This is a genomic window from Streptosporangium sp. 'caverna' (genome assembly GCF_003203775.1).
GTDB classification, from domain to species: domain Bacteria; phylum Actinomycetota; class Actinomycetes; order Streptosporangiales; family Streptosporangiaceae; genus Streptosporangium; species Streptosporangium subroseum.
Window position 1 is genome coordinate 5,788,320 of sequence record NZ_CP029711.1, and the last position, 11,924, is coordinate 5,800,243.

The following is an 11,924-nucleotide window of genomic DNA, read 5'->3' on the forward strand; positions in this document are numbered from 1 at the left end:
TCCAGGCGGTTCGCACATGTCCAGGTGGTTCGCACGTATCCGGGCGGGCCACCCCGCGGCCGGTGACCGCCGGGGTGGCCCGCCTCGGTGGACGGCGCACGAGGTTCGGGCGCCCGAGATCAGTACTTACGCCCCGGCAGGGCGGCCTTGGCCTGCTCCTGGGTGAAGGTGGTCTCCTCGGTGAGCACCCGCGTCGGGATCTGCTCGCCCTTGACGGCCTTCTTGACCAGGTCCATCAGTTGCGGGCCCAGGAGGGGGCTGCACTCGGCGATGAAGCTGATCTTCCCGTCGGCCAGGGCCTGCATTCCGTCCTTGACCCCGTCGATGGTAATGATCTTGATGTCCGTACCGGGCTTGAGCCCTGCGCCCTCGATCGCCTCGATGGCGCCGAGACCCATGTCATCGTTGTGGGCGAACAGAACGTCGATGTCCTTGTTGGCCTTCAGGAAGGCCTCCATGACCTCCTTGCCCTTGGCCCGGGTGAAGTCGCCGGTCTGCGAAGCAATGATCTTGAACTTCGGGTCGGCCGCGATGACGTCCCCGAAACCCTTCTTGCGGTCGTTGGCGGGGGCGGAGCCGGTGGTGCCCTGAAGCTCGACGATGTTGACCGGGTCGGGCTTCCCCTCGTACTCCTTGACCAGCCACTCGCCGGCCTTCGTGCCCTCGACGACGAAGTCGGAGCCGATGAACGTCTTGTACAGCGACGTGTCCGTGGAGTCGACCGCCCTGTCGGTCAGGATGACCGGGATGCCCGCGTCCTTGACCTCCTTCAGAACGGTGTCCCAGCCGGATTCGACCACCGGCGAGAAGGCGATCGCGTCGACCTTCTGCTGGATGAACGAGCGGATGGCCTTGATCTGGTTCTCCTGCTTCTGCTGGGCGTCGGAGAACTTCAGATCGATGCCGGCCTCCTTGGCCGCCTCCTGGACGGACTTGGTGTTCGCGGTCCTCCATCCGCTCTCGGCGCCGACCTGTGAGAAGCCGAGCGTGAGCTGGTCCGATCCGCCGCCGCTCTGATTCGCGCCGCTGTCGCCCGAGCCGCAGGCGGCGAGCATGGACACGAGCACTCCGGCGGCCAGGGCCGCCGCCAAACCACGTCTGAACATGGTCTCTCCTTGTGTTTCTGGGGGGATGAAGGAGATGTCGTCGAATCCGGGCCTGATCTCTCGGGCACGGACGTGTTCGATGCCGACGGTCCGGCGGATGATCCGCCGGCCCTGCGACCTGGCCGAGCGCTTGCTATGGGTAGCGTTAACATTTCAGACCGGCCGAGACCGGGGATCCGGTCCCGCCGGAATCAGTGGCGAACCGGGCCCGTGCTCTCCCTGACCACCAACTCGGGTTCGACGATGCGCGGCCCTCCTCCCGAGGCGCCCTCGATGCGGCCCTGCAGCAACTGGAACGCATGCCTGCCGACCTCTCCGAAGTTCTGCCTGACCGTCGTCAGCGGCGGCCAGAAGTAGGCGGCCTCCGGCACGTCGTCGAAGCCGACCACGCTGATGTCCTCGGGAACGCGCCGGCCCGCCTCGCGCAGGGCCCGCAGCACCCCCAGGGTCATCTGGTCGTTGGCGACGAAGATGGCCGTGACCGAAGGATCGATCGCCAGGCGCTTGCCGAGCTGGTAGCCGGAGTGCGCGCTCCAGTCGCCGACCGGCACCTCGGGCACCGGACGGCCCTCGGCTTCGAGGACCGAACGCCACCCCTCGACACGTCCCCTGGCGTCTATCCAGTTCGCGGGGCCCGACAGGTGCCAGACCGTCTCGTGCCCCAGGCTCAGCAGGTGCCGCGTCGCCCGTACGGCGCCGCCGCGCTGGTCGACCATGACCACGGGGACGGGGATGTCCTCCCCCGCGTCCACCGCGACCACCGGCAGGTCGGGCGAGAGGTGGCACAACCCCTCCGCCGCCGACTCGTGCGGCGCCACGATGATGATGCCGTCGACCGACTGCGCGCGGAGCCGGTCCACGCCCTCCCCGATCGACCTGCGGTTCAGCACGCCGAGACTGGCGATGTTCACCACGTAGTCGTTCTGCCTGGCCGCCTGCTCGATCGCGTAGAGCGTGGAGGCCGGGCCGTACAGAGTGGTGTCGAAACTGACCACGCCGAGCACTCTCGAACGACCCGTGACGAGCTGGCGCGCGGCCGAGTTGGGGCGGTAGCCGAGCTCGCTCACCGCCGCCAGGACGCGCGCCCGGGTCTCGGGGCGCACCCTGTCGGGTGTGTTCAGCGCACGTGAGACCGTCATCGCGGAGACTCCGGCGAGTGCGGCGACATCGTCCAGCACCGCCGGTCTGGTGCGTGCCCTGCCGTCCTCGAAGCTCGGTGTCATGCGTTCCTCGCCATGTTTCGCTGGGGTTACCAGAGTGTTTGCGATAACACTTAAGCTGTCAAGGCTAGAGGTGGAAACTTTTCGGATGCTTCCCATGGGCTCGAATTGCCCTAGCCAGAGGGATGTACCCCGAATCGTAATCACCGATAGCCTTGACCAATACTTCTGATAGCGCTAACAATCAGCCCACTTGATTCGCGCCTGCATTCCCTGGGAGCACCGCTGTGTCCAACGACCCCGCAGTTGTCATCGGCATCGACTACGGCACCCTGTCCGGACGCGCCGTGGTGGTCTCGGTGGCCGATGGCACCGAGCTCGGCACCGCCGTGCATGAGTACCGGCACGGCGTGGTCGACCGGCGGCTACCCGCGACGGACGCCCCGCTCGGCCCCGACTGGGCACTTCAGATCCCCCAGGACTGGCGGGACGTGCTGCGGTACGCCGTCCCGCAGGCGCTGGCGAACGCCGGGGTCGCCCCCGGCCAGGTGATCGGCATCGGTACGGACTTCACCGCGTGCACCGTCCTGCCGACCACCGTCGACGGCACTCCCCTGTGCGAGCTGGAAGATCTCCAGGACCGCCCGCACGCCTATCCCAAGCTGTGGAGGCACCACGCGGCCCAGCCGCAGGCCGACAGGATCAACGCGCTGGCGGCAGAGCTCGGCGAGGACTGGCTGCCCCGCTACGGCGGGAAGATCTCCAGCGAATGGGAGTACGCCAAGGCGCTGCAGGTCCTGGAGGAGGACCCCGAGGTCTACGAGCGCGCGCAGCGGTGGATCGAGGCCGCGGACTGGATCGTCTGGGAGCTGTGCGGCCGGGAGACCCGCAACCTCTGCACCGCCGGATACAAGGGCATCCACCAGGACGGGAAGCGGCCCTCCCCGGAATACCTCGCCAAGCTGAACCCCGGCTTCGCCGACTTCACCGAGAAGCTGGAGCACCCGCTGTCGGCCATGGGCACGGTCGCGGGCGGGCTGACCGCGCGGGCCGCGGAGTGGACGGGGTTGCCCGAGGGGACCCCGGTGGCGATCGGCAACGTCGACGCCCACGTCACGAACGTGGCCGCGCAGGCCGTCGCGCCCGGCCAGATGCTCGCCGTGATGGGCACCAGCACCTGCCACGTCATGAACTCCGATGTCCTGGCCGAGGTGCCTGGAATGTGTGGAGTGGTGGCCAATGGCGTCACCCCCGGCCTCTGGGGATACGAGGCCGGGCAGAGCGGCGTCGGCGACATCTTCGCCTGGTTCGTCGGCTGCGGCCTGCCGGAGGACTACTACGCGCAGGCCACCTCGCGGGGCCTGTCCCCCCATGAGCTGCTCACGGAGAAGGCCGCCACCCAGAAGGTCGGCCAGCACGGCCTCGTCGCGCTCGACTGGCAGAGCGGCAACCGCTCCGTCCTGGTCGACCACAACCTGTCGGGTGTGCTGATCGGCTCCACGCTCGCCACCGCGCCCGAGGACATCTACCGGGCGCTGATGGAGGCCACCGCGTTCGGCACCCGTACGATCATCGAGGACTTCGAGAAGTCGGGGGTCGCGGTGTCGGAGCTGGTCATAGCCGGAGGCATGCTCCGCAACCCGTTCCTGCTGCAGATCTACGCCGACGTCACCCGGCGCCCGCTCAGCACCATCGGCTCCGAGCAGGGACCCGCGCTGGGCTCCGCCATCCACGCGGCGGTCGCCGCGGGCGCCTACCCCGACGTGTACTCCGCCTCCAAGGCCATGGGGAAGATCAACAAGAACGTGTACCTGCCCGATGAGGAGCGAGCCAGGAGCTACGACGCGCTGTACGCGATCTACACCGAGCTGCACGACCACTTCGGCCGCGGTGGCAGCAACGCGCTCCACACCCTGAGGGGCATCCGCAACGCCGCGGCCTCCTGAGCGAAGGCCGTCGAGACGGCGTGCCCGGCACACCTTGGCCGCCGGGCACGCCCGGAGTCCGGCTCCGCACAAGCCTCACACGCTCGGAGTCCGGCCCCGCACGGCTTGTGCGGGGCCCTCCGTGCCCGTCTGCCCCGGCGGGCGCGGTCGGCTCTCACATGCGAGATCCTCAGCCGCAGTGCACCTTGGACAACACGCGATTGGCGGTGCCGATGAATCCCGAGACTTCGATGCACTTGTGCGCGGCCGCGAGGTAGATCGGACCCGCGTACAGCTTGTAGTTTCCGTAGTCGTGCTCGGCCCGGGTGCCCGCGGTGAGGCCAATGGTCACCGACTTGTAGGTGGCCTTGCCGTAGGTGGCGCCGTAGCCGTAGGCGAGCGCGCAGTTCTTTCCGGAGCGGGAGCTGTAGTAGACCTTCAGGGTGCCTTTTTGCGGGCCGGTTTTGGGGATGGGGTATGAGCCGACCTGGCTGTAGCCGCTTCCGCAGGGACCGGTCGCGCCGGCCGGTGTGGCACCGGCCACCAGCCCGGTGGAGATCATCGCCACGCCGGCCAGGATGGCGAGCTTGCTCCGAGTGTGCATGCGTTTCCTTCCGCTGGGGGTCACCGTCCCGTCGAAGCCCGCAGGCTCCGCACGGACGGAGGAGTTTGTGATCATATGAGGATGGTTCTCCGGTCCGCGAAGTGAGAGGGCGAATCACGCGTGGCGAACATGCGGGGAGCCGTCATCGGGGAACGGCGGATACGCCGACGACGCCCCTCTCCAGGGAGTCCTCGCGCTTCTGCGTCACCCGGCAGGACTCAGGCCCCTCTCCGAGGAGCGTTCGCACTTCCGCGCACCCGGCAGGATCCGGGCGGTCGTTCTCCCCCGCTACGTCCTCATCCCGACGTTCCGCTCAGCCGCCGGTGAAGGGTTCGTACTGTTGGCCCAGAACGTCGTGTGAACCTCCGCGGACCCGGTAGGTCCGGTGTCGGGTGTTCCTCGGGGCGGTGAGATGGGAGAAAGGCCCGGAGGTGTCGGCGCTCCGACGACAGGTCCGTGGGGGCTCGGGAAACGCCCTCCTCGGGGGAGGAGGGCGTGACGAGGCCGGGGAGGTCCTTGCGTGACGTAAGGAGCCGCGACCGGCGGTCTTCGATCACGTGCCGGATGGCGCGGGACGCGATCGGCTCCGTTCAGGGTTTCCGGGCCACGCCGCCGACATAGGTGTAGTAGGTGATGCCGACCTCGTGGTTGTCGTACGCATCCGGTCGCCACTCCACCAGCGGCACCAGACCGGGCTCCAGGACCTCCATGTCACCGAAGTAGGCGAGGATCTCCTCCCCGGTGCGCCACCGTCCGGTGCCCAGGTTCTCGTTGAAGATCCGCTCGGCCTCGGCGGCCTGCTGGGAGACCACGGGACGTTCGGCGCCCGGGTTGTGGAAGTGGGAGACGGCGACGTAACTGCCCGGCGGGAGCGCGGCACGGAGGCGGTCCGCTATGCCGCCCGGGTCCTCGTCGTCGTTGAGATGGTGCAGGATGCTGAACAGAAGAAGCCCGACCGGCTCGGTGAAGTCGATGAGCCGCCGGACCTCCGGGTGGTCCAGGATCTTGTCCGGTTCGCGGATGTCGGCCTGGATGACGGTGGTCGTTTCGGTGATGGCGAGGATCGCCCTGCCGTGTGCGAGGACCATCGGGTCGTTGTCGACGTAGACGACCCGTGCCTCCGGGTCGATCTCCTGGGCGATCTCGTGCACGTTTCCCTGGGTGGGGAGGCCGGACCCGATGTCGAGAAACTGGCGGATGCCCGCCTCCGCCGCCAGGTGGCGCACCACTCGCCGCAGGAACTCGCGGTTGGACCGCGCGGCCGCCGGGGCGTCAGGAGCGATCTTCAGAGCCATCTCCGCGACCTGACGGTCGGCGGCGAAGTTGTCCTTACCGCCCAGCATGAAGTCGTAGACCCGAGAGATGTTCGGCTTGGACGTGTCGATCCCGGGCGGTACGCGATCTTGCCGGTCCTCGATCGGGTTCCGGTCTTCGTCTCTGTCAGGCACGGCCCGTCTCCTACTGGATCGTCTACCGATTCGCTAACCGATCATCGTAAATGATAGTGCAAAAGATCGGTAAAGCATGATCAAAGCAGCGATCTGCCTGGACATCACGGATTCGAGCACGGGCCCGATTTTCCGCTTTCCCCGAGCCTCCGGAGTCCTCCCGCACACCCCCGCGCCGGCCGTTGCGCCCCCTGCCCCCGGCGGCGACGTCGATCGTCGCTTCGCCGGCGGCATCGCGCTCAGCGGCCTCAGCTCGGCGGCCTCGGCGGGCGATGAATCCGAGCACCGATCCGACCCCGAGCCGCGCCGGCACGCGTCAGGCCGGGTGGCTCGTGCGAGAGCCACCCGGCCTGACGTTCCGTCCGCTTACTGTTGTCCGGGCTCCGCCCAGAAGAGCGTCCCGGATCCGCGCAGGTCGATGGGTCCGGCCGCGGCGGAAACGAAGGCGGACTCCCCCTGGCGCAGAGTCCGTCCTCCCGCCTCGACCTCTCCCTGAGTGCACAGCAGGATGCGCGGCACGCCTCCCTCCAGCAGGAAGCCGGAACCGGGACTGACACTGCCCAGGCTGAACTCCGGCGCGGGCGTACGGTAGACGTTCTTCACCGGCTCGACCCGCAGGGGCAGCGCGGAGGGGACCGTCACCCGCAGCAGCTCCTCCACCTCGATCGGCTTGCTGGTCAGCCCCGCGCGCAGCACGTTGTCCGAGCCGCTCATGATCTCCACGCCGAATCCGCTCAGATAGCAGTGGAGAACTCCCGCACCGAGGAAGATCGCCTCACCCGGTTCGAGTTCGTACCGCTCCAGCAGCAGCGGCGCGAGGCAGGCCGGATCCTCGGGATGGATGTCCGCCAGCCGTACGACCAGCGCGTGGTCGGGACGGCCCGCGGCCGTCGCACCGCGCACGATCGAGGCGACGAGGTCTCGCCTGGAGTCGGCCGGCCACTCCACCAGCACGCGCAGTGCTGCCGTGGTCTCCTCCTCGGCGAGCAGCGCGATGACCGGCCGCAGCTCCGGCACGCCCAGCTCCTCCAGGAGCTCCGCCGCCTGGCGTGCGGCACGGAAACCGGCCAGCGCCGTGAACGGGGTCAGCGCGCAGATCAGCTCGGGCTTGGAGAACGGATCGACGTAGGCCCCCCTCGCGAATCCCTCCTCCGCCTGCTCCTGTGACGGGTGGACCTGCAGCGACAGCGGCAGATCCACGGCGATCAGCTTCAACAGGTACGGCAGGCGCGAGCCGAACCGCTCCGCGGTCGGGCGCCCCAGCTCGGTCAGCGGATCGGCGGCCACCGTCTCGGCGAGCGAGCGCCGCGTTCCCTGTCGCACCAGCGACGAGGATCCGGACGGGTGGGCACCGAGCCACATCTCGGCCTCGGGCAGCGACGTGGGAACGGGGCGCCCGGTCAGCGTGGCGATGGCCGTACGCGATCCCCAGTCGTAGTTCTTCACGGTGTTCCACAAGGGATCAACCGGCAGTTCTGTCACGATTCCTCCTCCGGTACAAGTGTGACGGATGCACCGGCTTCCCCGTGACGGAAGGGGGCGTTACCCAGGACCTGTTCTGGACGCCGCCGCCCTCCGGCGCCCGCTGGACGTCCTCGGCCGCCCGGTTCTCCGCATCGGCGCGCGGCCTGGCCCCCTCGTCGGCGATCCGCCGGGCCCGCATCCGGTCGGCCTCGGCGTTCTGGGTCACCGCCGGGTTCTCCTCGAAGGTGTGAGGACCCCGCGCCGGGCAGGCGCGGGGTCCTCATCGCCGACGGGCAACTCCTGCTGACCGCGCACGGAGACGGCACAGTGCGCCTGTGGCGATGCACCGCCTGCGAGCCGATCGACGATCTGCTCGCCCGCGTCAACCGGCGGCTCTCCAGGCAATAGCGTCCGTCCCGGCTCGTCGAAACCCAAAAAGCCGATGTCCCGCACGGCCACAAGGGCACCGTGCGGGACATCGGCGGGCAGAGAGCCGGTTGTCTCTCCCCAGCGGTGAGGTCCATGGAAAGGACATCAGCGGTGGGGCCGTGCGGGGAGACGGGTCCGCGACCGTATCGGCCCGGTCGCGGTGCACCGGATTCCTCCCCGTGCCTTGAAGCGTTTCGGAATCAAGGAATTCAACAGAGAACGCTCAACATCTGCCCATGCGGATCAGGTCCGCCTTGCATCGGAGGCCTCACATGTGGAACGCCGCCGTTGTCCGGGGACCAGTGCTGAGGTGTTGCTTTATCAGCACCCCCAGGGCACGCAGGCGCCGAAGAGGACAACGCTCTGGGAGAACATCGGCGAGGTGCTGAAATCCAGCCCGCCCATGCCCGGAGCGCCCATGCCCACGCTCATACCCGGGGTTCCCACGCCCGTACCCGGAGCGGCCGTGCCCGGAGTGCTCGGAGCCGCACCGGGAGCGTCCGGGCCCTGGGCTCCTGTGCCCGGAGTGCTCGGAGCCGCACCGGGAGCACCTGGGCCCGGAGGTGTACCGGGAGCCGTACCGGGAGCACCCGGACCCGGAGGCGTACCGGGAGCGTCCGGGCCCGGGGCCTCACCGGGAGCACCCGTGCCCGGAGGCGTAGCGGGAGCGTCCGGAGCGCCCGTGCCCGGGGTTTCCGCACCCGTGCCGGGAGTGGCGGTGCCCGGCGTGGCCGCACCCGGGGCGACGGCGCCCTGACCCGTGTCCTGGCAGGGGTCCGCGGCGGTCGGGACGACCTGGCCGGTGGCGTCGAACTGGGGCCCGCCCAGAAGCGGTCCGGTGCCGAAGAAGGCCACCGAGCCAGGAGGGATGGCCGTGCTCAGAACATCCACCGGAATGGTGAAGGCGAACTGGCCTCCCTGCCCGGGGAGGCACGGATCGGCCTGCATGGCGCCCGGCGGAACCTCCGCGGTGCCCGACGAGGCCTGCGCGACGTCCGACGGGGCCTGGCAGACGGACGGCGTGACGGTGCTCTTGTTCAGGGTGACGAGGCCGGTACGGGCCAGGGCGCGACCCTTCACGGCCGCGCCGCCGCCTGCGGAGATCGAGTTCAGCGCGAGGATGTTTCCGGTGAAACTGGAGTTCGTTCCCAGAGCGGCCGAGCTGCCGACCTTCCAGAAGACGTTGCACTCCTGGGCGCCCCCGGTGAGGGTCACCGTGCTGGCGGTTCCGGTGCTGAGGGAGGAGGCCGTCTGGAAGATGAAGACCGCGTTCGGGTCTCCCTGCGCGTCGAGCGTCAGGTTTCCGGTGATCTGGAAAGTGCCGGCGGTGGACTTGTAGATGCCCGGCCCCAGGGTGGTCCCGCCGAGCTGCGTCGGCACGGTGGTGGCGGGAGCCTGGGTGTCGGCGTTGTTGTAGGCGGTGGTCAGGTCGGCCTGGGCCTGCGCCGCGACGGCGTTGGCCGCATGCGTGGCTCCGCTGACGCTGCCGGGCGGAAAGCCGCTCACCGACGCGCTCGGACTCACTCCGAGGTCTCCGGTGACAACGGTGGAGCCGGTGTTCACGACCGCTTTCCCAGCCAGAATCGCGAAGTTCGCAGCCGTGCCGAGCGCCACCGCCACCGGTGCCCGCGCTGCCGCACTCGCGGTGTGTGGCGTCACGACGAGGGCCCCCATCGCGACCGTGGCTGTGAGAGCTCCTGCCAGCCAGGAACGCTTGACAATTCGCGGCACTACGCGAGAGCGAGTGGCGTCTATCATAAAGCCGTCCTTTTCTTTTGGTATTGCTCCGTCCAGGCACATTGCCGATGATGCGCCATCGCCTTCGACCTTACTAATCGGCGCCGCCTTCATCGTTATACGACATGCGGGGGATCTAAATCTGTAAGCCGTTCCCAGATATAAAGGAAATATAGCCGCGTCGCTGGACGGCGGCGCCGGGCCCAATCGGCACAATGTTCCAAGCCGAATTGAAAACCCTCTTCATTTTCATGATCGCCGACCGGCGCGAGCATCCGGAGCAGTGCGGAACGGGGCTGCACGGGACGGGCTGAACGCCTCTCGCCCCATGGCGGATGCCATTCGGCTCCGGACAATGCCATTTAGTGGCGGGACGTGAGGAACTTCGTGGAAGACACCTTTGCCGACGTCGCAGCAGATAAGGGCGGGTTCAGATCTCCCGAAATGGAGACAAGCGGCTTACGCAATTCAACCGGCGCCGGCGGCGACTCTTTCCCCGGCGCCTTCCGGTCAATGGATCGACGATCATCGACCGTTCCCGACCGGCCTCTCCGTGGGAGAAAATGGGCCGGAACGATCGACGACCCAATATTTCAGGATTTCTTCTTTCCGCGCGGGATGACAAAATCTGCCAGCAGAGCGGATGCCGGGGCGAGCTCCGGCCAGGGTCCCGCGAACGTCAGCACGGCGATCGCGGAGGTCGGAAACTTCTCCAGGGCCCGCTCGAGCGCGTCGCCCGACGCCTCACCGGCGAGCGCCAGCGTCAGCTCCTGCAGGCCCGGGTTGTGCCCGACCAGTAGCAGGGTCTCCACCTCCACGGGTGCCTCGCACACGATGTCGAGCAGCGTGTTCACGCCGGCGCCGTACACCCGCTCGTCGTAGGAGACCGGTGGCGTGGCGTCCAGTTCCTGGACGACGAGGTCCCATGTCTCGCGGGTACGGCGGGCGGGCGAGCAGATGACGTGATCGGGCAGATAGCCGGAATCCCGTAGCCAGTGTCCGGCCGCTGGGCCGTCGCGGCGTCCGCGCGGGGCGAGCGGCCGCTCGAAGTCGCTCACATCCGGCCAGGCGGACTTGGCGTGCCGGAGCACGATCAGGCGTCGAGATGTCGAGACGGTCATACTCAACAGCTTCTCAAACCGTTCGGCCGCTCAAACCGTTTCCGGACGCGACACTCACCGGCCCGCGACAAAACGGACGGACCCGGATCGCCCGGCCGCCGCCCGGATATGGGGCCTCAGGGAGCCGGCGCCCGTACCGGGGAAACCTCCGGAAGCCGTCGCCCGTTCGAGAGAGAACCCTCGGGGAGCAGGCACCCGTACCGGGGGAAACCTCGGGGAGCCGACCGGGGAGCTCGTGCCGTTCCAGGGGGTCTTCGGGAGCCGGCGTCCGTTCCGGAGAGAACCCTCAGGGGGCCAGCGCCCGTTCCAGAGAGTCGAAGGAGCGGTTCAGCAGCACGATGTGATCATCGAGGACGTCGTCCGCGCGTTCGCCGGCGAGGATCCTCCGGGCGCCGACGACGTAGGCCGTACGGTAGGCCGCGACGATCAGGGCCGCCGACAGCCGGGACCACGGATCGTCGGGAGCGGCTCCGGTGGCCTCCGCGAACAGAGCGCCGATCAGACCCTCCAACTCCTCGACGAACTCCCTGGCCCGGGCCTGCAGCGGCGGTGAGTCCAGCACGACCTGCCAGAAGAACTGGTAGCCCTCGCCGACCCCGCCCAGGGGATGGCGCTCCTTCAGGAGTTCCAGGGCCAGGCGGCGCAGGGCGGCCAGCGGCTCCTCCCCCACGGGGCGCTCGCGAACCGCCCGGGTGATCAGGTCGATGGCCTGCGGGAACCGGTCGAAGAAGAGGTCTTCCTTCCTCTGGAAGTAGTTGAAGACCGTCTTCGTCGAGACGTTGGCGGCCTCGGCCACCTCGGCGACCGTGACGTTGTCGAACCCGCGCTGGACGAAGAGGCCGGAGGCCACATCCGAGATCAACTGGCGGGTCTGCCGCTTCTTCCGCTCGCGGAGCCCAATCTCATCACTCACGGAATTTACTCTAGTTG

The 11,924-nt window shown here is 68.4% G+C and carries 10 protein-coding genes; 2 read left to right on the forward strand and 8 right to left on the reverse strand.

Going from position 1 to position 11,924, the window contains the following annotated elements; all coding sequences use genetic code 11:
• Window positions 1-119: 119 nt before the first annotated feature.
• Both DKM19_RS25760 and DKM19_RS25765 read right to left on the reverse strand, forming a co-directional pair.
• Complete coding sequence (locus DKM19_RS25760) at window positions 120-1,106, reverse strand: ABC transporter substrate-binding protein (protein ID WP_110698971.1); 987 nt, start codon at window positions 1,104-1,106, stop codon at window positions 120-122.
• 191 nt (window positions 1,107-1,297) lie between these two features.
• Window positions 1,298-2,329 carry a LacI family DNA-binding transcriptional regulator gene (locus DKM19_RS25765; protein ID WP_110698972.1) on the reverse strand — a complete coding sequence of 344 codons (1,032 nt, stop codon included), beginning with the start codon at window positions 2,327-2,329 and terminating at the stop codon, window positions 1,298-1,300.
• Between the two features lie 224 nt (window positions 2,330-2,553).
• Here DKM19_RS25765 and araB point away from each other — a divergent pair, with 224 nt between their 5' ends.
• Window positions 2,554-4,212 carry a ribulokinase gene (araB, locus tag DKM19_RS25770; RefSeq protein ID WP_110698973.1) on the forward strand — a complete coding sequence of 553 codons (1,659 nt, stop codon included), beginning with the start codon at window positions 2,554-2,556 and terminating at the stop codon, window positions 4,210-4,212.
• Between the two features lie 169 nt (window positions 4,213-4,381).
• Here the strand turns inward: araB and DKM19_RS25775 are convergent, their stop codons facing one another.
• From DKM19_RS25775 to manA, 3 genes are all read right to left on the reverse strand, one after another.
• Window positions 4,382-4,795: a hypothetical protein gene (locus tag DKM19_RS25775; protein ID WP_110698974.1), complete on the reverse strand. Its 414-nt coding sequence runs from the start codon at window positions 4,793-4,795 to the stop codon at window positions 4,382-4,384.
• Between the two features lie 590 nt (window positions 4,796-5,385).
• Complete coding sequence (locus DKM19_RS25780) at window positions 5,386-6,243, reverse strand: SAM-dependent methyltransferase (RefSeq protein ID WP_239513589.1); 858 nt, start codon at window positions 6,241-6,243, stop codon at window positions 5,386-5,388.
• Window positions 6,244-6,609: 366 nt separating this feature from the next.
• Entirely contained in the window at window positions 6,610-7,725 is a 1,116-nt protein-coding gene (gene manA / locus DKM19_RS25785; RefSeq protein WP_204358219.1) for a mannose-6-phosphate isomerase, class I, read from the reverse strand.
• A 44-nt stretch (window positions 7,726-7,769) separates the two neighbouring features.
• On the opposite strand from manA, the gene DKM19_RS25790 reads away from it, so the two are divergent.
• A complete protein-coding gene (locus tag DKM19_RS25790; RefSeq protein WP_110698975.1) occupies window positions 7,770-7,958 on the forward strand; it encodes a hypothetical protein in 189 nt (62 codons plus the stop codon).
• A gap of 499 nt (window positions 7,959-8,457) precedes the next feature.
• Here the strand turns inward: DKM19_RS25790 and DKM19_RS50855 are convergent, their stop codons facing one another.
• The 3 genes from DKM19_RS50855 to DKM19_RS25805 all read right to left on the reverse strand — a co-directional run bounded on the left by DKM19_RS50855 (window position 8,458) and on the right by DKM19_RS25805 (window position 11,907).
• On the reverse strand, window positions 8,458-9,795 hold the full coding sequence (locus tag DKM19_RS50855) for an ice-binding family protein (protein ID WP_204358220.1): 1,338 nt from the start codon (window positions 9,793-9,795) through the stop codon (window positions 8,458-8,460).
• A 671-nt stretch (window positions 9,796-10,466) separates the two neighbouring features.
• Entirely contained in the window at window positions 10,467-10,994 is a 528-nt protein-coding gene (locus tag DKM19_RS25800) for a histidine phosphatase family protein (protein ID WP_204358221.1), read from the reverse strand.
• 286 nt (window positions 10,995-11,280) lie between these two features.
• Entirely contained in the window at window positions 11,281-11,907 is a 627-nt protein-coding gene (locus DKM19_RS25805) for a TetR/AcrR family transcriptional regulator (protein WP_110698976.1), read from the reverse strand.
• Window positions 11,908-11,924: the final 17 nt, after the last annotated feature.

Excerpts from the sequence above, each read along its gene's own strand:
- DKM19_RS25765 (WP_110698972.1), bottom strand. The coding sequence starts at position 2,329 with ATGACACCGAGCTTCGAGGACGGCAGGGCACGCACCAGACCGGCGGTG.
- DKM19_RS25800 (WP_204358221.1), bottom strand. The coding sequence starts at position 10,994 with ATGACCGTCTCGACATCTCGACGCCTGATCGTGCTCCGGCACGCCAAG.
- DKM19_RS25760 (WP_110698971.1), bottom strand. The coding sequence starts at position 1,106 with ATGTTCAGACGTGGTTTGGCGGCGGCCCTGGCCGCCGGAGTGCTCGTG.
- DKM19_RS25775 (WP_110698974.1), bottom strand. The coding sequence starts at position 4,795 with ATGCACACTCGGAGCAAGCTCGCCATCCTGGCCGGCGTGGCGATGATC.